The organism is Nostoc sp., assembly GCF_036916975.1.
GTDB lineage: Bacteria > Cyanobacteriota > Cyanobacteriia > Cyanobacteriales > Nostocaceae > Nostoc.
In genome coordinates this window covers 1-22,171 of the sequence record NZ_JBALFF010000033.1, presented here as the reverse complement: position 1 = coordinate 22,171, position 22,171 = coordinate 1, and the positions used below count along the sequence as shown (strand labels likewise).

General features: G+C 40.5%; 18 protein-coding genes. 8 read left to right on the top strand and 10 right to left on the bottom strand.

Going from position 1 to position 22,171, the window contains the following annotated elements; all coding sequences use genetic code 11:
* Positions 1–531: 531 nt before the first annotated feature.
* The 3 genes from V7K73_RS06840 to V7K73_RS06830 all read right to left on the bottom strand — a co-directional run bounded on the left by V7K73_RS06840 (position 532) and on the right by V7K73_RS06830 (position 4,881).
* Positions 532–1,926 carry an S-layer homology domain-containing protein gene (locus V7K73_RS06840; protein ID WP_334878362.1) on the bottom strand — a complete coding sequence of 465 codons (1,395 nt, stop codon included), beginning with the start codon at positions 1,924–1,926 and terminating at the stop codon, positions 532–534.
* Positions 1,927–2,738: 812 nt separating this feature from the next.
* The gene (locus V7K73_RS06835) at positions 2,739–4,202 is read right to left on the bottom strand and encodes an ISLre2 family transposase (protein WP_334878360.1); all 1,464 of its coding nucleotides are present in this window, start codon (positions 4,200–4,202) and stop codon (positions 2,739–2,741) included.
* 535 nt (positions 4,203–4,737) lie between these two features.
* Positions 4,738–4,881, bottom strand: coding sequence for a hypothetical protein (locus V7K73_RS06830; RefSeq protein ID WP_334878358.1), 144 nt, complete (start codon positions 4,879–4,881; stop codon positions 4,738–4,740).
* Between the two features lie 574 nt (positions 4,882–5,455).
* Between V7K73_RS06830 and V7K73_RS06825 the strand changes: the two genes are divergently transcribed.
* Positions 5,456–6,661 (top strand): histidine kinase, encoded by a 1,206-nt coding sequence (locus V7K73_RS06825; protein ID WP_334878356.1) that lies wholly within the window; start codon positions 5,456–5,458, stop codon positions 6,659–6,661.
* Between the two features lie 9 nt (positions 6,662–6,670).
* On the opposite strand, the gene V7K73_RS06820 is transcribed toward V7K73_RS06825, so the two are convergent.
* Both V7K73_RS06820 and V7K73_RS06815 read right to left on the bottom strand, forming a co-directional pair.
* Complete coding sequence (locus V7K73_RS06820) at positions 6,671–7,696, bottom strand: PleD family two-component system response regulator (protein WP_334878354.1); 1,026 nt, start codon at positions 7,694–7,696, stop codon at positions 6,671–6,673.
* Positions 7,684–7,884: a hypothetical protein gene (locus V7K73_RS06815; RefSeq protein WP_334878353.1), complete on the bottom strand. Its 201-nt coding sequence runs from the start codon at positions 7,882–7,884 to the stop codon at positions 7,684–7,686. The genes V7K73_RS06820 and V7K73_RS06815 overlap by 13 nt, the downstream gene beginning before the upstream one ends.
* Before the next feature lie 577 nt (positions 7,885–8,461).
* Between V7K73_RS06815 and V7K73_RS06810 the strand changes: the two genes are divergently transcribed.
* Together V7K73_RS06810 and V7K73_RS06805 are read left to right on the top strand one after the other, a co-directional pair.
* On the top strand, positions 8,462–8,722 hold the full coding sequence (locus V7K73_RS06810; RefSeq protein WP_334878351.1) for a chlororespiratory reduction protein 7: 261 nt from the start codon (positions 8,462–8,464) through the stop codon (positions 8,720–8,722).
* A gap of 85 nt (positions 8,723–8,807) precedes the next feature.
* A complete protein-coding gene (locus V7K73_RS06805) occupies positions 8,808–9,530 on the top strand; it encodes an MGMT family protein (protein WP_334878349.1) in 723 nt (240 codons plus the stop codon).
* A 66-nt stretch (positions 9,531–9,596) separates the two neighbouring features.
* On the opposite strand, the gene V7K73_RS06800 is transcribed toward V7K73_RS06805, so the two are convergent.
* Entirely contained in the window at positions 9,597–10,355 is a 759-nt protein-coding gene (locus tag V7K73_RS06800) for a hypothetical protein (RefSeq protein ID WP_334878347.1), read from the bottom strand.
* Positions 10,356–10,841: 486 nt separating this feature from the next.
* Positions 10,842–11,237 (bottom strand): hypothetical protein, encoded by a 396-nt coding sequence (locus tag V7K73_RS06795; protein WP_334878345.1) that lies wholly within the window; start codon positions 11,235–11,237, stop codon positions 10,842–10,844.
* Between the two features lie 670 nt (positions 11,238–11,907).
* Between V7K73_RS06795 and V7K73_RS06790 the strand changes: the two genes are divergently transcribed.
* Complete coding sequence (locus V7K73_RS06790; protein WP_334878344.1) at positions 11,908–12,360, top strand: Hsp20/alpha crystallin family protein; 453 nt, start codon at positions 11,908–11,910, stop codon at positions 12,358–12,360.
* A 526-nt stretch (positions 12,361–12,886) separates the two neighbouring features.
* Here the strand turns inward: V7K73_RS06790 and infC are convergent.
* A complete protein-coding gene (gene infC / locus V7K73_RS06785) occupies positions 12,887–13,354 on the bottom strand; it encodes a translation initiation factor IF-3 (RefSeq protein WP_225892454.1) in 468 nt (155 codons plus the stop codon).
* Between the two features lie 109 nt (positions 13,355–13,463).
* Here infC and V7K73_RS06780 point away from each other — a divergent pair, with 109 nt between their 5' ends.
* On the top strand, positions 13,464–13,625 hold the full coding sequence (locus tag V7K73_RS06780) for a hypothetical protein (protein ID WP_334878342.1): 162 nt from the start codon (positions 13,464–13,466) through the stop codon (positions 13,623–13,625).
* Positions 13,612–14,955: a DEAD/DEAH box helicase gene (locus V7K73_RS06775; RefSeq protein WP_334878340.1), complete on the top strand. Its 1,344-nt coding sequence runs from the start codon at positions 13,612–13,614 to the stop codon at positions 14,953–14,955. Before V7K73_RS06780 ends, V7K73_RS06775 begins: the two co-directional genes overlap by 14 nt.
* 327 nt (positions 14,956–15,282) lie before the next feature.
* Here the strand turns inward: V7K73_RS06775 and dnaG are convergent, their stop codons facing one another.
* Positions 15,283–17,226 (bottom strand): DNA primase, encoded by a 1,944-nt coding sequence (gene dnaG / locus V7K73_RS06770; RefSeq protein ID WP_334878338.1) that lies wholly within the window; start codon positions 17,224–17,226, stop codon positions 15,283–15,285.
* 217 nt (positions 17,227–17,443) lie between these two features.
* Between dnaG and tftA the strand changes: the two genes are divergently transcribed.
* A complete protein-coding gene (gene tftA / locus V7K73_RS06765; protein WP_334878336.1) occupies positions 17,444–18,796 on the top strand; it encodes a hormogonium tapered terminus morphoprotein TftA in 1,353 nt (450 codons plus the stop codon).
* Between the two features lie 183 nt (positions 18,797–18,979).
* Positions 18,980–19,615 (top strand): BsuBI/PstI family type II restriction endonuclease, encoded by a 636-nt coding sequence (locus tag V7K73_RS06760; RefSeq protein ID WP_334878334.1) that lies wholly within the window; start codon positions 18,980–18,982, stop codon positions 19,613–19,615.
* A 152-nt stretch (positions 19,616–19,767) separates the two neighbouring features.
* Here V7K73_RS06760 and V7K73_RS06755 read toward each other — a convergent pair whose 3' ends face one another.
* Positions 19,768–21,597 carry a tetratricopeptide repeat protein gene (locus V7K73_RS06755; protein WP_334878332.1) on the bottom strand — a complete coding sequence of 610 codons (1,830 nt, stop codon included), beginning with the start codon at positions 21,595–21,597 and terminating at the stop codon, positions 19,768–19,770.
* Positions 21,598–22,171: the final 574 nt, after the last annotated feature.

Genomic DNA, 22,171 nt, shown 5'->3' with positions numbered 1-22,171 from the left:
CGCCCATAACTAAAGTTCCTCTCTTATAGCTAAAGTGCCTTTTAACGGACTACAATCTTTTCTCAGTCGTCTTTAGACGAATGAGTGCTATACGCCTGGTGAATTCATTCTGAGGCAGGCTAGATGAGAATGAAATAGCCCTGATTCAGTACGCCTATTGAGTTAATTTACGTTGTTTTACTTAACTATGCCTCAAAAATTTATTAAACACAGATAAAAAAGCTGAAAATACTTAGATTTAAATTTTCTTGATAAAAAATAGCTATATTACAAAGAAATAGCAAAATTTACATGCTAAAGGGTAAGAATCGTCCGCTTTTATGGTATGTACAGACTAACCGCAACAGAATGGTGTAGCTCATCGTAGTCCTGACAATTCAGGTTATGTCGAAAAGTCCACGAAAACCTAACCTCCTAACCCCCTTCCCGACACTCTAAGGGTGAAAATTTAAAGTCTCTCTCCTTAAAGGAAGAGAGAAATAGAAGTGAGGTTTTTCAGATGATCTGAATTGTCAGATCGTAGACATCGCTTTAACTTCGCTTTAATTTCAAAGCCTCACTAGCCGACACACCCTCACCCTGACTGCCGAAATACCACAAAGCTGTAGCAGCCTCAGCACGAGTTACTGGTTTTTTGGGTTGAAACAGAGTCGTATAACCAAACACCCGCCGAATATTCGATTGTTCGCTATTCTGATAATCAGCTAACACTGCTCTTAATGCCTTGGGGTCAATTCGCCCTGCATCTTGGAAACCCCACGTTTGTTTGACTGCATCTAAGTTAGCAGAGGGTAAAGCTTGGCGAGTATCTAGAGGTAATTTCCACAGCAGCAACTGTTCCCGCGTTAAGGGTGCATCAGGACGAAACAAAACTACTGTAGAATCTCCAGACAAAGGACTGGGAATTAACCCAGCCTCGGCTAATCCCTGAATTGCTGAAAAATCAGGGTCTTTTGCCGACACATCACTAAAAACTGGTTGAGTACTTTCTGATGCCAAGCGAATTTGTTTAGCTGGATTGCTGGCATATATAGCATTATTAGCAGCAATTAGCCAACGAGCGTATTCTCGATGTGTAACAATTTTACTGGGTTCAAACTGGTTAGTCGTGGTAGTAGAATTGCTCTTAGTTGCCTTTGGTTCTAAAGGCAAAACACCTAATGCAGCCAAGTCTTGGATGTGTTGCCGCCATTCTTGCGGTACCTTATTTAGATCGTTGAATTCCTGAGATTCAGGTGTGGCTGTAGGAGTCGTTTGGTTATTAGCCGTACTTGGTGGCTGTGCTGCCAAGTTTGCGGGTGGTACCGGGCCAATGAAGTGGGAATCTCCTAGTTGAGGAACGGCCTCAGTAGTTTCGTTACGATTTGTAGTCGGGGTAGATTGTGCCGTTGCAGTACTATTAGGTACGTAGTCAATCAGTAATTCGGTGGCTGTTTGGGGTTGATTAGGTGTGGCGTTAGTAACTGATTTCGGCTGAATGGAAACCTTCAACAGCAAATCGTTACGACGTGCCTCAAAAGCACCTCCAGCATCATCTGTTGGCTGTTGCAAAATCTGCCAGTTATTTGTTTTAAACTGGCTACTATAAAAGCTAGCAATAAAGTTACTGGGGTCAGAACTCAACCAACGAGTTGAGATTCTGTTTTCTGAGCCGCTAGCAGGTGTCACTTCCTGTAGTTTGGCATTAGCATATAGTGGAATATCTTTAGGAAAATCAGCAGGTAACTGAACTGTTGATTGGTTTTGCTGTGCTTGCGGTTGATTACCCTGAGATTCTCCAAAGACAACTGGATTGCTTTGCAGCTTCGGATCTGCCGCCAAAGATTCCTCAAGGTTTTTGGCGACTGGACTGTTAGCACAGGCTGTTAACGAAGTCAGTAGAACAGCCCAAATTAGAAATACAGCTGGACGTTTGCAGGGAAGCACAGGAAATCACAAATGGAGTTTCAATTCCTACCCTAGCGCAGACTGTTCATTAAATGGAAATGGGGAATGGGGAATGGAATATTGAAACAAACTCATTTTCTCTGCCTCTGTGCCTCTCTACCTCTTAATATCTATCACCAAAAGACACTACCAACTCACTATGTCCTCTTGCTAAATGTCTCTATTGGTGAAGATGATATCTATAAAAATGAGTAAACGGTAGCAAAAGCTACCGTATTGTCTTTGTTTTACAGCCATTAGGTTTTCATAATTCCCATGCTTATTTATAGAGTTCCCTAGAATTTTGACAAACTAACATTTTTGGGAAAAAAACCATAAATCAACCTAAAATAGCTGCTAGATAATAGTTTTGTGATTTAAATGCTCTAAGCTCACAGGGATTATTACAGGTTAAGGGAGTTCGTAGTAAGCACAAAGCGTGCTTAAAAATCCAGGACTAAAGTTCTGACTACGAACTTGTTCACCTCTGGTCACTAATGGGGCAGACCACTAGAGTGAGAATCAAATTTTTAGAGAGTTCTGCAAATATTCAGTTGACACCGATAACTGATTGTTAACTTGGGAGCAACGCGATTTTCTGAAGTCAGACAAAAAACAAGCGATCGCTAAAATATATAGCTAAGTAAAAAGTTATTTTTTTGACGTATAATATTTTAAGTAAGCACGACAATTAATCTTAATGAGTTATTTCAAAAAGATGACTGGTAGGTAATTTGGTAATAATTTCGCTTGAATACTAAGTATTAATTATCACAAGAAGCTGGCAATGAGAGAGTTTCTGTATAAATTGTTCAAGCACTGCTGGGGTTAAGGAAAGAATTAAAAATAGAGTCACAAAAATTGTTCCAACTTCCAGCTATCCATTGACATCGCAGATGTAACATAATCTCTGCGTTATTTTGAAGCCAAAACTTACCGTTTCCCTTCATACGTAAGTTAACAGCTTGACGAATTAAACTTTCAACTGCACCACTACCAAGTGGTAGCTGATGGGCGGCAACGAGAGGATAGTTTAATAGCCGCCTACGATAAGCTTTAAGAATATAATTTCGTTCTCGAATTAAAGTTTTACAACGCTCTCCAGTAGCTGAGGCAATAAATTCACCCATATCTCTCATTAAATTTAAAGCTTGACCTTTTTTTAAAGCTTTACGAGCTTGTTTAAACCATGATTGACGCTCATTATCTGTAGCAAAAGCAGCGTCAGCAAAGTCTTGCAAATGTGAGGCTGCGTGGTAAAAATCTAATAGTTGATAAGTGGCAGATGGACATTTTAGTTTCTCCAATAAAGGTGGAATATGTTTCCAAATCCATTCAGCACCATCAGCAACAAACAAAACCTGTTTAGCTTGGCTTATTCCCAAATCAACTAGATACATTTCTAGAATACTGAGAAACTCTTGATAACCCAAATATGTCCCATCATTGGTAATAGGTAGAGATGATCTCCTAATTTTTTTACCATGCTCATTCACTGTATAAATAGTTAACAATTTTGGTTCAACCCATTCTCCAGTAAAACCTAGCCGATTAGTCTTGAGCTTGCGTCTACCTTTTTTATTAATCCGAATTCTCGTTCTTCCACCATCTACAGCAATGACAACGCGCTGGTCTTTTAGAAGATTATTTATAGGTAAACTGCCCAGAGCTAAACTTGATAATTTAGATTGACGCAAATTTATTCCAATTTTTCCAAAATAATATGTGATGCGTTCTATTCGTTTTATGCTAATTTTTATTCCCCAATCTGTTAAGATTGTACGTGCAGCTTCAAAGGAACCAGCAATGGCACCATATTTTGTAATTGTTGCCCAAACATGGGGTGTTAATCCTTCTTCTATTCCTAACCATTTTAGAAAGGGGCAGAATCCCAACTTTAAATATTTTCCTTTTTGATGTGATTGTTTGTTGCGTTCAACTAAATATGGTAATGACAGAGTTACTTTGACATGACCAACTGTTAATATCTGCCTTTGATAAGTACCGTGTTTTTTGGTTGTTTGATTTTGCCAATTTCTCGTTTGAGTTATTGCTGTGTCTAGTGCATCTTTTGATTGAGATAGTTTATTTAGTAAAATTGCTACACATTCTCCTGCTAAAGTTAATGCTGTATTCCTAATTTCTTCTTCTCTCTTTTTAAAAGTTTGCGCCGACCATTCGCTTATATTTTTGATTTCTAAAAGTTTCGTAACTTTTTCTTTAAAGTTTGACAGTGATTTGCTTAAATCTAAACTTGAATGTATATTTTTGTTCATGAGGTGACTGCAAACTCCCTGTTTTGATCTAAAACATCAAAACTATTACTCAAAGGGCATCCTACACTTTTTTGTCACCATCAGAGAAGTAAAAAACCATCAAGATAGGTTTTTCTCAGTATTACTTAGGCTACAACCTATTTATTAGGTATATATTTTACTAATTTACTGAATTTAGGATTTAGCGATCGCTCGTTTTTTGTCTGACTTCAGAAAATCGCGTTGCTCCCGTTAACTTACCAAAGAACAGTGTAGCTAGCAAAAGCTTTAATTTTCGTAATGCGATGCCTACGGCAGGCATTGCCTACGCCAAGCAACTGAAGTGATAGACTAGTAATAAAGCCCCCTTTAGCCTCAAGGAGGGGAAGAGTCTAAAGTTGGTTAACGCTGACTGAAACTAGATTCTGGAAATTATTCATCTGACGATGGTAAGCTGAATGAGGCAATAGGTGAAAAATGCCACTATTAAGCAATTCCAGGAACTTAGCGTAAGTTTGTGCTTTTTGGAGGCCGGGGTGATAATAGGCAAAGCAGTTTACCTAGTATCTCTAGATTGATTTTCTGGGGAAAGTGGTACTTGTGCTATAGTCAAGAGTTTCTTGGCAGTGTCGAAAGCAGTGAGTGCTTTCTCTAAAAGAGCGTAGTTTACCGCCGTAGGCATCGCCTCTATGTAATCCAAAGTTTTCTCTTTGGCAATCCATCCCCTGTTCTTCTAGTATAGGGTAGGGGTTATTTTAGGAAGGCTGGGCAGAGGGTGCGTTTCGCAACTTATAGAGACAGTACATATTTAGCTGTGACTATTTTCCTAATCATTACTAGGATTGGGTAGAGGCAAAAAAGACACTTCATCGGATGCACTGGCGGTTGAGAAATTCCTCTACAAACTTGGTCTGAACAGTTAACAACTTCCTGATAGATTAGATACAATTACCATCTGCGTTTGCTTTAGTGATTACTTGTTCAAAGCAAATACTCGAATTGACATAGCGTTAAACGTTTCAGCTGCTAGCTTTGGCGAAAATTTTTGCTTGAGGGTAAATTAAGACTTATATTCAAGGAAAAGGGTGTTTCTTAGAGATGAAGTTAACCAAAACCGGGCAAAAGGCTGAAAATGATATGTTTGATGTCAAAAACGCAGAACTGATAGGAGTATTAAGAATCTAAAATAGATATTAAATTCAAGAAAAAACAACGACCATCGACAACCGTCAGTCTATATTTACTTTCTGGAAAGCGTCGCCGGGTTGTTACCAGTGCTGAAACACGATTACATGCAAGTTTCCCAGGATCAGCCTATTTATTCTGAGGCTCCACTCCAGCTGCTACTATTTGTCGATGGACGCCCAAAGTCTCGACAACAGGTGCAGCGAATCCGTGCTTACTTAAAAGAATTGCAGGCTGAGTATAGTTTTGAAGTTGAAACTATCGATGTTGGTCAACAACCTTACTTAGCAGAACACTTTAAATTGATAGCAACGCCAGCTTTAATTAAAATCCATCCAGAACCACGACAGGTTTTGGCTGGGAGTAATATCATAGCGCAATTAAAAAACTGGTGGCCTCGCTGGCAAGCAGCTGTAGACGCTTGCTTAAAACTACAAGAAGACTTACAAGAACGTATAGACGACAATGCTAAGGCGACATCACCCAAATCCACTATCCGTTCAGTTGCGGTTTCTGCGGAACTAATCCGACTCTCAGACGAAATTTTTCGCTTAAAACAGGAAAAAGATAATCTCCAAGAGCAGCTACAGTTTAAAGACCGGGTGATTGCTATGCTGGCGCACGATCTTCGCAATCCGCTAACTGCTGCGGCGATCGCTATCGAAACTCTCCAGTCTAACTACAATTTAGAGACAGGCCAATTCCAGCGCCTCAAGCCATCCTTGACGGCGCATTTATTAAAACAAGCCCGCAATCAAACTAAGATCATTGACCGGATGATTGCTGATCTTTTAGAGGTAGGTCGTGGGAAAGATACAGAGTTTCCGATTTTACCACAAAAGTTACAGCTAGGGAAACTATGTTTAGATGTATTAGAAGAATTGTGCGATCGCTACACCGCCAAATCCCAAGGGGTAGAAATAGATATTCCTAGTGACTTGCCTTATGTATATGCTGACCCAGAACGCATCCGCCAAGTGCTAGTTAATCTGTTGGATAATGCCATCAAATACACTCCAGCAGGTGGCAAGATTAGCGTTGCCGGATTGCACCGCACTACCCAAAAAGTTCAGTTTAGTATTGGCGATACTGGGCCTGGTATTCCTGTAGAGAATCGCGATCGCATCTTTGAAAATCACTTCCGCCTACAACGGGATGAAGGTACAGAAGGTTACGGGATTGGTCTTTGTTTATGCCAACGGATCATCCTGGCACATTATGGTCAAATTTGGGTAGACTCTGCCCCCAATAACGGAGCATGGTTCCACTTCACACTACCAGTTTATCCTTTTTAGAAATGACAACTAAGAACTTGAGATAAAGCGATCGCGCCCCCCGGCCTTTGCTTGGTAGAGTGCTTTATCTGCCTGCACAATCAAATCTGAAGCTGAGGATTCCCAAGTAGGCACAACAGTAGCCACGCCCATACTTAGCGTGACATACTCACTCACAGCAGACCCATCGTGAACAATTCGCAAATCTTTAATTCCTGCTTGTATGGCTGCGGCAATGTGAACTGCGCCAGATGCAGGGGTGTATGGCATAATCACAGCAAATTCTTCGCCACCATAACGGGCTACTAAATCTTGATGTTTTTGCGCCTTGAGGCTTAATAAAGCACCTACCTTTTGTAAACACACATCCCCAGCAGGATGACCATATTTATCGTTATAAAATTTAAAATAGTCGATATCACACAAAATCATTGACAGAGGACACTCCTCTTGTGCCAGATTAATCCACTGAGTATTGAGATAATCGTCAAAACGGCGACGATTTGCCAACTCAGTTAAGCCATCTACATTGGCGAGGTGGTGCAAAGCGTGATTTGCCGCCTCTAACTGTTTGTATACTTGGGCTTGCTGTAGCAGGCGACGCAATCGCTGGCGCAATACAGGCCAGTGAATGGGTTTAGTGACGTAATCAGTCGCCCCTGCTTCAAAAGCACGGTCTACGGATTCTTCATCATCCAAGCATGTGATCATCAATATGGGAGTGCGCTTCCATATTGATGATATCACTGTATTACTATGGACTGAACAAGTATCAAATGTTGCAAGGGCTGAGATTAAATTATTCCTGGCAATCTGGAGCAAGTGCTTACAGCAGGTAAAACCATCCATTATAGGCATTACAGCATCTAGCAAAACTATATCCGGTTTGATAGTCTCGTAAGCATCTAAACATTGCTTACCATCATTGGCCTCAACCACTCGATAACCTTCTTGTTCCATAACTTTACGTAACGATACCCGGATGGCCTTGTCATCATCAGCTACTAGAATCAGTGGTGGTTGCTTAGAAACAGAAAATGGAGTTATGCCTGACATGAGTTGCTTTCCACTTGCAGAAGTATCCTGAATAAGGCTGTGCAACTCAATCGCATCGGGGCGATCGCTCTTTTGATCAATGCCAAGATTTGCGGCAAAGGTGTATCTGGCTTCACAATCAACTGTTTTTTGACAATAGACTGCTTAGGGTTACTGAGCCAAGCAAGCGGTAGATAACTAAGTTGCATAGACAATCTATAATTGGAACACGAAGGCAATTCTTACCTTTTTGTTCGCCTATGGCTAGGAGAGGAAATGTTACTTTTATATTTCCCCATTCTTAAAACTAAATTGCGATTTTTTTAAAATTTGCTAATGCACACCTTAATTATTTAGTTCTGTAGTTAGTTTAGAAACCTAACGATACAGCGCAAAGCAATTATCAAAGTCCCTTTAAAATATAGTTAAGACTCAATATTAATATCACTTAACTCAATTTTATTTAGTCTATTCGACAAGGGCTACGGATGTCTAGTCTCATTAGTATATAATCTAAATTTACCTTGGCAAAAAGCTTTATCATATAGTAAAGGGTTAATAAAATAATTCAAGATTATTATTTAATAATGAGATATGTAACTTAAATTAAAATTTATGTTTATTATAAAAAACAGTGATTTAATAGCAAATATTCTATAATTTAAAATATGGTAAGTTAATAGTTAATAAAAATTAAAACCTGATAATTTTTTTAAAATTATATATAACTGCCATTTTTGTTTCATCCACAAATCAAAACCTATTTACATTCACTCAATCTTTAAAATGCCAGACTCATTAATGTATCAGCAAGATCACTTTGTTGTTCTAGAAACAAATCAACCAGAACAATTTCTGACACAATCAGAGTTATTAGAAAAGCTCAAAACAACTCTCCAACAACTCATAATTCAAGATTTGCCGCCTGATTTACAAAAGTTTGATACTGCGGAAGCTCAAGCACAATATTTACTTGACACCAGCTGCGAATTAGATATTGCTCCTGGGCAATATTTACAGTGGTATGCAGTTCGTTTAGAAAAGTAACTTTTTGATTAATTGATCGCGCCGCCGCATAAATATGGCTCTCTTAATAACGCATCTTTTCACCAAGTTAAAACCAGGTTCTGCAATGGTAGAGCTTAAAACATTAAACTTAAAAGTCGGTTCTGGTATACAAGGAGATATTAATGCCGATCCTATAAGTCCAAGGCAAGTTTTAATTGTTAGGTATGAAGATATTTTAAACTTTTCAATTAAACCAGGAGAATTGCGAGAAAATATTGTGGTTACAGGTATAGAATTTAATAATTTTATCCCTGGTTCTCTGCTAACCTTTGAAAGTGGTGTGGCAATTCGTCTAACTTTTCACTGCGAACCATGTAAGCGAATAGCCCACTTGGTAGAATCATTAAAGAGCATTCAAGGTAAAAGAGGAATTTTAGGCGTAGTTATTAAATCAGGTAAAATCCAGGTTGGTAGTACTTTTCAGGTTCAAGCTAATAAATTTCCAGCATTATCTGAAAATCCATATCAACGATTCCTAAATTTTATCATCAAAATCCCAAGTGGGAAAGTAGTTACATATAAACAGATAATCAAAGGGATGGGAGTAGATAATAGCTATCTAAGAGCTATTCCTATATACCTGAAAAAAACCTCGGTTGTAGATTATCCACTACATAGAATATTAGACTCTAAAGGTCATTTGATAAATTATGTAACCCAGCAAAAAAATAAGTTGATAAAAGAAGGAGTTATTTTATCAGAAACAAATTTATTAACCAATTCAAACACAAACTTTGTAAATATTAAAGATTATCTCTGGGAAGATGACACTATATATTTAGAATAGAGATTACTTTAATTTTCATAATATTTGTAATATGTGGTAGAAAAATACTTCGTTGAATGAAGATAATTACTGATTTTTGATTTGTTTAGATGTAGCTTCCATAAAATCGATAAAAACTTTTATTATCTTATGAATTCCTTCGCTACCTCCTGCAATTAAACCTCCTGTCAGCAATGCATCTAAACAACGGAAAATAACTACTTGTATTGGATTATCTAAATCAATAACTACAAGTGGTTCGATTGAGCGAATACCTATTGCACTCATTAAAAGACCGAATAAAAGAGATGTCCACAGAGCAATTATTCGTGTATCAGATTTATATGCTGTTTTTTGCTGCTCTTTTTCATTTATATCATCAATTTGTGGTTTGAATATTTTTAATGGTTCTTGTTGGTTTTGTGTAAAATTTTGGATGATTTGCTGTTCTAAACTCATTCCTTCAGGTGGGAGTCCACTGCTTTGATTGGATTCTAAAGAAGGGAATTGGTTCTGTTGTACTTCCATAAGTCTTATCTTTTCCGACAATAAAGCCTTTTTTTGCTGAATACTAATATCTAATTGTTCGACAAATGGGCCGCGCCAAGTAGTTATAAAAACTTCTAAAGAACGCTCTAGCAACAAAGAAATAAATAATTGTAAGGTGAGTAACTGGATAATATCATTAAGACCAAATGGTTTTAAAACGAATGGTTTAGATGATAACCAAGTTGACAAAGTTACTACTAGAAAACTAATAATAATTAATACAATAAATAAAGGAGATTCTGGAGAAAGCTTTAGCAACGTATCTATACTCCTGTTTTGCGCCACAATATCTAACACAGCTTGGAGGTGAAAACTGCACCTGCTGAGTCATTTAACAACGTTAATTTGATAGAACAGTAAATAATTTATTACCCGACCATTTTTTCAACTGTGTGATATGGTATGCGACTGTAGAAGCGATGTTTTCTCTGCCAGACGCTACGCGAACAACGGGCTACGCCTACGCACCTGGGAAAAATAAAAAATATTGCTATATAAATTCCAGAAGTAAAAGCTAGGCGTTCAAATGGACTGCGCGGGGCGAGGAGCGATCGCATCAAATATGAAAAGGCGCTTTGCAAAAAGGGGGCGACGCTAAAGCAAGCGTAGCACCAACTAAAAACCCCTCCAAGGTTGAAGGGGTTAAAGTATTTTTTGGTAATGGGATGATGCTGACGGGGAAGACAGCAGCTTTTCCTCCTTTGTGAAGCATTTTCTTATCAAAGCAACGAGATGATAGTAAAGCATTTTATAAATCCCTTACGAACCTCTGGAACTCTGTACTTAGTAAGATAAATTATTAGTGTTGCCTAATGATGTCATCTGCGACTGGACGGCATTTAGGTAATCTGTATCATTCAAAGCTTCTGCTGGTAACTTTTTAGCGTTGACAGCAGCCTTAACCACATCTAGTGCAGTCAGGCTTCCTGTTTGGTATTGAGAAACCAAAGCACTACCACTAGGGATACCCTGTGCTTTCAGGTTACCTTGATAAGCTAGGAATGCAGCATCAAAAGGTTTGAGGTAGCTGACGTTCATAAAATGAGCGAGTAAATTCTTAGAGTTGATAGCTATAGGTTCGCCACTATTATTAGTAGCTATTTGAGCGCCACCGATTCCAGGTAATAAAGCAATTGAACTAACAATGAGTATAGAATCAATCAAGATGGAAAATTTCATAGGGTTATCCTTAGTTAGAGTAAAGTGCAATTAGTGTTATTAAGTAATAGAGTCTTATTTTTTATCAGTTTCAACTTCCTGCACTCAGGTCACCTGAGCAGTTGGGTTATTCCTCACCCATTCGGGTGAGCTAATTGAGCGCAAGGACTGAAAAAATAAATCGACAGCAAAGTTTAGGACAAACTTGAACAGATATATATTTAACTGGGGTAATCTAAAAATTTATGCAGCGCTGTTACTCAGTTTTAGGGGTAGCCTCAATAGGGTTCGGATAAGCAGGGTAGGCAGGGGGTAGCTCAACCCAGGCATCACATTTCTGTACTAAGCTGTTCTACATTTAACTTGCATAATTAGGGCGGGCAAATCGCCCTACACCACAAGAGTTATATTAATTTTGAATATGCAAACTAGGTGTGGTTTATTATATCCTTCAATAGCATATCTATTGGTTAACAATGATTGAATCTATTTGTATATTCGGATTGACCGAACATACAAATTAGGGGAAACCGTAATTTTTTTTATGTCTAGTTTAGGACGGTAATCATCAATCGGTTGGTGTTAATAACCGAATTTACAGCATGTTTAACTCTAAATAATATAAATATGTAAACCAATTGAAGTGCAAAGCTGATTAAACAAAAGCTAATTGATGCGAGGAAGAGTTATTATGACACTAGTTCGTTGGAACCCTTGGAGAGAAATTGACACTCTACAACGTCAACTCAATAATTTATTTGAAGAGACCAGAGTACCATCTGCATTCTTGGACAAAGGCTTCAGCAAAGTTCCTGCTGCTGAAATACAAGAAACTGAAAATGCTATTCATCTAAAGCTAGAACTACCAGGAATAGAAGCTAAAGACCTGGATGTGCAAGTCACAGAAAACGCAGTTTACGTGAGTGGTGAGCGGAAGTCTGAAACTAAAACTGAAGAAAAAGGTGTTACCAAAAGTGAGTTTCATTACGGTAAATTTCAACGCGTAGTTCCTCTATCTGCTCGGATTCAAAATACTAACGTTACGGCAGATTATAAAGATGGCATCTTGAATCTGATACTGCCTAAAACTGAGCAAGAAAAGAACAAAGTTGTCAAAGTTAATTTAGAACAACCTGCTAACTAATAGGTTGCCATCAAACGGCTCTACCTTCCTTGATTGATTAAGATAGTTAAAAGCTTGGTTATGCAAGTGACCAGGCTTTTTTGGGGGAGCAGGGAGCGGGGAGCAAGGGGGATAGAAAAGAATTGGGATTCAACCCTACCCTCACTTGAACCACTGGTGGAGAAGTGGGGGACTTAAGAACATGTTCCGCTTTGCTACACGGCAGGAGTCAGGGATCATTTCCCCCTGCCTCTTCGTTGAAGTGAGGTTTTCCAGATTACCTGAATTGTCAGTTATTTTGCAAATCCATGCGGTTTATACATAAAACAAAACCCTGTACAAAGTTTTACCTTATTGTACAGGGTTGTCTACTATTTTATATGCTTAGGACAAGCCCATCTCCAATATTGGACAGGGAAAAATCCCCTTGCTATGTTCAGTGGGGAGAATGTCAATGTTTTTTCCATAGAAGCTACAGTGTTGCCTCCAGCTTTTGTCGTTCCTTACAAGCTGTTACAAATATATCCTCTAGCGATCGCAAGATTAACTAGGCAGGAATCACTTGAACAACAAGTGCGCGTTTATCCAGCGACTGGATTTTACCTACTTGACTGAGATCATTTGCAATTCGATCTAGCAGTTCTCCCGCTTTGTCACGATATTGATGTTCTCGGCCTCGTAAACGGATGGCAAACTTGACTGAATCGCCTTTACTCAACCATTCACCTGCTTGTTGGATGCGTAAATTGTAATCAGCCACGCCCACGTTTAGACCAAATCGAACTTCCTTTACCGTGGGTCTAGCACTCTGGCTCTGACGTTTTTTCTTTTGATATTGAAGCTTGCCATAGTTGAGAATCTTGGCGATTGGAGCCTCTTTACCTTGGGAGACTACAACTAAGTCAAGCTCTAAGCTCTCGGCTAGCTGTAGCGCCTCATTGGTGTCGATCAGACCACGATTGTTATTCTCATGGTCAATCAAGAAGACACTAGGTGACTTGATTTGTGAATTAATCAGTTGCTTTTGGATTGCGATAACGAATTTCTCCTAATTGTTCAACATTTTACATTCCAAGTAATGCTAATTTAACACAACGCAGAATTAGAGCAACTTTAACGACATAATGGACTGCAATCTGTTAGAATGTGGAACTGCGGCACTCGCTCTCAGTCTTTGCGCTACTGCCCATCAGCTTTTCAACGCTTTTTCACTCCGTCCGCCTAAGACTGACGCCGCCATTGGCGACAGGCCGATGTTATTTTTGGAGTTTTATGTCTTTTTCTAATCTCGGCTTGTCCAATGAAATTATCCGTGCGGTTACCGAACGCGGGTATACTGAACCCACGCCAATTCAAATACAGGCGATTCCAGCCGTCTTGTCGGGTAGCGATTTGCTAGCTGGCGCACAAACTGGTACTGGAAAGACCGCTAGTTTTACCCTACCACTTCTGCATCGGTTGTCGTCTGATAAGAGCATCAAAGGTACATATAAGGGATACCCGCCGATCCGGGCGCTGATTCTCACCCCGACTCGTGAACTCGCTGCACAGGTAGAAGAAAGCGTGCGCGAGTATGGCAAGTACTTGCAGCTAAACTCAATGGTGATGTTCGGCGGAGTCGGTATTAATCTGCAAAAACAGCGTTTGAAGAACCAAGTCGATATTCTAGTCGCTACTCCAGGGCGACTGTTAGACCATGTACAGCAGGGGACGCTGAACCTATCGCATATTGAGGTTTTGGTACTAGATGAAGCAGATCGAATGCTGGACATGGGCTTTATTCATGATATCCGCCGCATTCTCTCACTATTGCCCAAAAAGCGACAAAATTTATTATTCTTTGCTACTTTCTCGGACAAAATTAAGGCACTCGCCGCCGGTCTACTTAATAACCCGACGATGATTGAGGTAGCACGCCGCAACGTTACCGCCGAGACGATCGCCCAGAAAGTTTATCAAGTAGACCGTGACAAGAAACGCCAATTACTTGCTCACCTGATTCGGCGAGATAATTGGTATCAAGTGCTAGTGTTCACCCGTACTAAGTATGGTGCTGACCGTTTGGTTAAGCAGTTGGGCGAAGACCGTATTCAAGCACTGGCAATCCACGGGAATAAGAGCCAACCAGTGCGTACTAATGCTCTGGCAAAGTTCAAAAATGGTAGCTTACAGGTATTGGTGGCGACAGATATTGCTGCAAGGGGTCTTGATATCAGCGACCTGCCCCATGTAGTAAACTTCGATCTACCCAATGTACCGGAGGATTATGTTCATCGCATTGGGCGTACTGGCCGCGCTGGCGCGTCAGGTGAAGCGGTATCGCTGGTATCTGTCGATGAATACCCTCTATTGAAAGATATCGAAAAACTGATTGAGCAGCGCTTGCCAAGGGAAGTGGTGGCTGGTTTTGCGCCTAACCCCGATAGCAATCCCGAAGCGATCGCAAATGAACGGCAACACAGAGCCAAACCCGGAGGTGATAAGCGTCCGGCTCGGACTCCTAAACCTTTACCACAGACATCGGCTAAACGGAAGGCAGCGCCACCAGCCACGAATGGCGATAAGCCTGCTGCTCGTTCGTCTGCATCGCGTCGTTCTGCTAAACGCGATCGCTAATCTTTGTTAGCTGTTCAATAAATTGATTGTTCATGGGTTCTGGAAAACTTCCCCTACAAGGCTACGCTGTACACACAAGTCTTTACTATCGTGCAGCCCCTAAGATACCTCACCCTGGTTAGCTACGCTTTCACCTGTCCCTCTCCTTACTAAGGAGAGGGATGTCCGATAGGACAGGGTGAGGTTTTTCTTTTAAGTAGGAGACTGTAAAGAATTAAAGGTTTGTAGTGAGGGCTGAAGCCGTCACTACAAACTAATTCCAATATTTTTTACATTAGTTAATATAGTTTGGATTATTCTCACCGATTTACTTAATCAAGAGTTAGACTACAACAATTCTGTAATGGAAAATAACCGTTGTCGGTCTATTTTTTGAAGCTTGATTTTTTCAGCGTAGAAAGCCTGATAATAAAATTGATACCGCTCTGGTTCAGCTTCTGGATCGGTTTGTTGCCATAGTTCCAAAAAGTGGCGATAGCGTTTTTCAAGCATCACTAAATCCATGCAAGCGATCGCAGCTTGAACTACTTGCGGAGTCCGAAGTATTTCTTTCTGGTTTTTTTCATCGACATGAAACAAATGGGAAATTAACCCCATCTCGCTGCCAAATTCTAAGAACTGGTTTTGCAGGCGAGAAATTAAATCTGGTTGAGACGCAAAATTTATCGTCTCTCCATCAACGGATGAAATTTCTAAAATTTGTTGCCATAAAAATCGATGGTGGGAAAGACTAAATTGCAAATCTCGCTCCTCTAGTTCGTCAATAATCACTTGACGCTGTTCGGGACAATGTAAATAAATTCGCAATAATAACGCCTCTGCGTGTTCTAAAAGACTGCGTTCTGTGGGGAGTGGGGAGTGGGAAACTTTGTTACCCCCCCATGCTTTCTTCGCTGACACAGGCTTAGAGTATGTAGCCGGAGGGGGAGCAATTTGAGTTAGCAGATTTTCGACTCGTAGGGGTATAAGTCTGGTATCTCCTAAGCTGAGTATTTCTGCACAGTAGGAAACGTAATAGTTGCGTGTATCGCTGTTAACTATATTTTTAAGTAATTTGACTAATTGCTGAGTTACTTGCCCAAAATCAGTAGCCTGTTTTAAGTCACGATCTTGAATAATTTGCTGAATCTGCCAGTCTAACCAAAGTGGCGCATTTTTTAGCAGTTCTCCATAATCTTCTGGGGTATGGCTATGCAAATATTCATCAGCATCTTTACCATCGGGTAAATTGAGAACCTTTAGTTGAACTTCGCCTTTGTATGCTAGTTCGGCAATTTCACCGATCGCTCTTTCGGCTGCATTGGTTCCAGCTTTATCAGCATCAAAGTTGAGTACTAATTGTTTCGATTCGGTGTAGCGTAATATTAAACGGACTTGTTCTAAGCTTAAGGCTGTACCGAGAGAGGCGACGGCGTTATTAATACCAGCAGCGTGGAGAGAGATCGCATCAAAATATCCTTCTACCACCACGGCTTGATCGAGTTGAGAAATCCCACCTTTAGCTTGATCGAGGGCAAATAATGTTTTACCTTTACTAAAAAGTTCGGTTTCTGGTGAATTGAGATATTTAGGTTGCTCATCAGTCAGGGTTCTACCACCAAAGGCAATGACGCGCCCTTGAACATCACGAATGGGAATCATCAAGCGATCGCGGAATACATCATAATAACCGCCCCCGGAAGATCGTGGCTTAATCAATCCCGCTTTTTCTAGTATCTGCGCGGGCAAATGTTTATCTTCAACTAAATAACGGTAGAGAGTTTCCCAACCTGCGGGGGCATAACCTAAACCAAATTGCTGTATTGTTTCTTCTTTGAGTTTACGGTTAGATTGTAAATATTGAAGTGCCTGTTGCCCTTGAGATTGTCTGAGGGCGTGTTGATAAAACTGGGCGGACGTTGCCAAAACTTCATATAACTGCTCACGCAAAGATAGCTGACGCTGTAATTCTTGGCGTTGTTCGGGTAAGAGGGTTTGCACAGGTACTTGGTAACGTCGTGCTAAATCCAGCACCACATCAGCAAAAGAACGCTTTCCCAATTCCATGACAAACTTAATGGCATTTCCCCCAGCTTGACAGCCGAAGCAATAGTACATTTGCTTGGTCTGGCTGACGGTAAAACTGGGAGATTTTTCATCGTGGAAGGGACACAAACCGACGAAATCTTTCCCGCGTTTGCGTAAAACTACGTATTCTGATACGACATCTACAATATCAGCCCGTAGTTTAACTTCCTCAATTGTGTCTGGGTGCAAGCGGGGGATTTGCATATACTTAGTTATTTGTCATTGGTCATTGGTCATTGGGCAATAATTAATAGTTCTTCTCCCTCATCTCCCTCATTTTTCCTACTCCCTGAACATTAACTTTGGAGAAATACCAAAGGATAAATGACAAAACACTTCTGATGGCTATTATATTCTTGTTGCTAGACCAAGAATCATCTATACAATTTTACATTTAATTTTATCAGAGGAAATACTTAAAATGGGGCGTATTTTTATTTCAGCGGCTCACGGAGGTAAAGAAGCTAGAGGGATAGATCCAGGTGCGATCGCAGGTGGTACAACTGAAGCTAAAGAAATGATTTTGCTGCGGGATTTGATTGTCACGGAACTGAGGGCGCGGAATGTGGAAATTTTGGCAGTCCCTGATGACTTGAGTGCCGCCCAAACTATCACCTGGATCAATTCCCGTGGCCGCCGGGGTGATGTCGCCCTAGAGATTGAATCTAATGCCGCTAACAGCCCTTCTGTGCGTGGGGCTAGCGTCTTCTACATTGCTAATAATAGCGATCGCAGAAGTAATGCTGAACAATTGCTAGTGGGGTTGTTGCGCCGCGTACCCCAATTACCGAATCGGGGAGTCAAGCCAGATACAGATAGTGGTTTAGGTAGTTTAGCATTCTGTCGCCAGACAACTTTTCCAGCTTTGGTGATGCAAGTGGCGTTTCTCAGCAATCCAGATGATCGGGCTTTGCTGCAAACTCGTCGCCGCGATTTTGCTTTGGGAATTGTCGATGGATTGGTGACTTGGAGTCGTGTAATTGACCCCACTTCTGGAACTCCGACAGAAACAAATTATCCGCCAATTAATATTAATATTAATGGACAAAATTACTCAGAGCAAGGAGTTTTAGTTAATGGTAATGCTTACATCCCCATTGATTTAGTAGACCTTTTGCGGATTGACCTTTCAAAAACAGCTAATGTCAACAGGATTACCTATCACAAAGTAGTTTATGTCAAAGCGATCGAACTGCGAGATTTTAATGTTGCAGTCAGTTGGAATGCGGCAACGCGGACTGTTAGCTTGCGATCGAATTTGGTGGTTTGCCCTGGTCAATTTTCGCGGGTGATGTCGAATGGTAATACTTCTGAAGTCCAGTTACAATTATTTTTGAGAAACAATAATGAAAATGCTTTAGTAAGCTTTCCTGACATCCCAAAACTTTATCGAGAAGAAGCAAGTATAGAAGGAGTAAACTATGATATTGCCTTTTGCCAAATGTGTATAGAAACTGGATTTTTACGGTTTGGTGGTGATATAAAACCTGAGCAAAATAATTTTGCCGGCTTAGGTGCGATCGGTGGTGGTTCGGAGGCTGCATCTTTTCCAAGTGCCAGAATTGGAGTGAGGGCGCACATCCAACATTTGAAAGCTTACGCTAGTTTAGAACCTTTGGTACAAGAAGTAGTAGATCCAAGGTTTCGCTTTGTGACGCGGGGAATTGCGCCATTAATTGATCAGCTATCAGGGCGGTGGTCAGCAGATTTGGATTATGGCCCGAAGATTTCAGCAATGCTCAAACGATTATATGAATCAGCAGGACTTCTTTAAGTATTGTGTAAATAAACTTGCACTAATTACTTGATGCCTCTCTTCCTTTGCGTCCAACTCTTGGAGATGCACTCGCTTTTGCGGTTCGTTTAATAAATACCGAGCTTACGTAAACAATAGACAAAACCCTTATATTCAGGTAGGGACAATTCATGAATTGCCCCTACACTGTATACTGGTTTTATGGCTGCAACAGCGCAACTTCTAAAACCAAGTGGGGAATTTATAGCGATTACACCGCGCAGTTTTTGCACCTATCTTACTTCAGTTGAAACTCTGAAAAAACAATATTCTCAAGAGCGCCAAATGTCACGTATTCCTATAGTAATTGACGGAGAAATTAAAACTTTATCGCCAGGTGGTCAGAATATTCTGATTGAAAAAATTATTAATGATTTTGCTCCTCGTTTTACTCCTAGCGGAAAGCTAATCTATATTGGCGATACAGATGAAAAGTTCGCCCACTTCGATGAAGCAGCATTGGCAGATTTAGGCGTTAACATCGATTCCCACGGCAAAATGCCAGATGTGATTATTCACTTCTCAACAAATAACTGGTTGGTGTTGATTGAAGCTGTAACCTCACATGGCCCAATTAATCCTAAACGCAAGAAGGAACTTCAAGTCTTATTCAAAGATATCCAAATACCTCTGGTGATGATAACAACATTTCTCAGCCGTAAGGCAATGATGGCATATCTGGCAGAGATTGCTTGGGAAACAGATGTTTGGGTTGCTGAAGATGCAACTCATTTGATTCATTTCAATGGTGAATATCTATTGCAGGCTTACCAAACAGATAAGAAGCAAACTTTCTGAATATACGAAAATAGGCTTGGTGTTAGGTTTATAAGTAGGTAGACGTAATTAAATTAAACATAAGAAAAAACCTCACCCTCAATCCCTCTCCTTAGTAAGGAGAGGGAAGCCGGATAGAGGGTGAGGTTTTATATTTAATTTGGCTCACTTACTTATTCTTCTAACAATTGCGGAATGTGATCGTACCCATCCACACCAATAACTGCAATAATTTTCGGGCGATGTTGCTGTAATAATTTTTGGAAAGCTTCTGCCCCGATTTGTCTTTGTAAAATTGTCAGTAATGCTGCTGGTTGTCGCCACTCACGAGAAGCAATTTGCTCTAAAAGATACATTCCCAAGCAGCCTGTGTAAACAGTTTTTTCCGAATTTTGGAGATGATAATAAGCTTCTGCTAAATAAGCTAAGTTACGCCCTTGGAGATATAAATCGCCGGAAACTTGGGCTGTTTTAAAGCCATCTTCAAGATATTTAATTGCAGTTTGGTGTTCTCCAATTACTAAATAGGCAATTCCTAAGCTGCTGACACATAAGGCTTTGCTTTGAATATCGCCTAATTTTTCTGATAATTTTAAACCTTGTTCTAAATAATTAATTGCTGATTCATAGGTTTCGGGTTCTAGATTTTCTAATTCCTGAGCCTGCATCACTTCGCTGTAACCTAAATTTACTAGCGCGTTTGCTTCTCCTGTTCTATCGCCTGCTTGCCGACTCAGTATCAATGCTCGTTGACTGTAGTTAATTGCCTCAGCATAATTTTGCTGTTGCACATAAGTGCGGCTGAGGTGGTTGAGATTGGCAATTTCACAGGTGCGATCGCCTGCATTTCTGGCTATCTCTAATGCTTGCTGATGAAAATCAATAGAGCGCTGGTATTGTCCTAAAGCCCTCTGAGAATAACCTAAAAGGGTCAAAATTCGCGCCTTTTCTTGGGTTCCCTCGCCTCGTCGCAATGGTTCATCCAAATAATCTAGGGCATCTCGCAAATAAGTGCCAGTAAAAGAGGCAAAAATCCCGCCGTAAAAGGGGAAATACGGACGCTGGGCAAAGGTTCGCAAAATTTGGAGCATGATTTGAGAACAGGTATCGCTGTATACTGTGCCAATGCTCCTAAAACCACTTGCTAACTGACTCCAAATTACTGCAAAGGTTAAAAAGGTGGAAATTGACAACTTTGGCCCGGCCTTAATATCGTAAGCTTGTTGGTCAAACCAGTTAATTAGTCCCCGTTGCAAGAACTGTAAAATCAATGCCATTTCCACCCAATCTCTAAGGGTAATTCCCCGTTGTCGCTCGGCAAACTCTATTGCAGATTCTTCCATAGCTAAGGTGCGAAGCAGTGCTTTGGGTAACTCACTGTTGAGTTGTTTGGCCCAACTTGCCCAAGGGCCACGTTCTCCGGGTACGCCGCCAAATCCCAAAGATTCTTTTTGCTCGTACATCCAACTGAGCAAGTTGTCTTGCAATCGCCCCCAAGAATCTAAACCACGGGTAATACCTTCGGAAAATTGTTGTAAGTCAGCATCTGCCTGAGCAAATTGCTGTAATGCTTTTGATAATTGCTGTAGCTGTTGCAAATTTAGCGGAGACTTCTGATTGGGATCGGTAACCCGTAAAAATACCGCTAGACGCTCATCTGCCGCAGATGTGGTAATTTCTGTAACTGATGAGGCGATCGCTTCTGTGGTTTTGTTTTGCTCTTGCCAACGTTGCCATTGACTTTGAATAGTTTTAATGGCTCTCAAACTTCGAGTAGCCTTAGCTTTTTTGAGTTCGTCTTTTTCACTATCGACTTGATTTTGGAGAGCATTCAAGCGATCGCTCAAAGCTAACTCAAAGACTTCTCCTGTACCGGAAGTAATTCCTTTAAGCAGCATTTGATACACCATCTCCACAGAGCTAATTTTGCCCTTGAGGGTGGTTTCGATAATTTCATCAATTAAGGCAAGATAGCGATCGCGCAATGGCAAAGAGTCTGGCACTTTGGCTACTAGAGAACGTCACGTCCATTCTAATTCTAGTCTGAGTTTGAACGAGTAGATTAGACCCTTGTAGGGATTGAGAGCATTCAACGAAGACGCAGGGGAGACAAGTTTAGAGGGTGTAGGCAATGTCTGATGGGGTGACTTTGCGTAGTTTACCGCCGTAGGCATCGCAGGATCATTAAAGCCTGAAAACTTCCTCAATATCCTTAATACACATTACGACGCATTTGTACAGTGCGTAAGTCCTAAAATAGTTTATCCAGCGTTTGAGGACATAGTGCTTTTTCTAAAAGCCCCCGAACCATCACTGATACTTGTTTTACAAACCGCTCAAACACCTGCCCTAACAACTTACCTTTAAATAAGTAAAGCTGATAGAACTCATCAGCTTTAGTGAAGTAAAAAACTTGATTAAAAAATGTAAAGCATTGTAAAGTAGTTTCACAGGCAAAAACAAAACCGCCTGATTAATAAATAACTAACCGCACTTATAAAACCATGACAGCAACCTTACAACAGCGCTCAAGCGCCAACGTATGGGATCGATTCTGTGAGTGGATCACCAGCACCA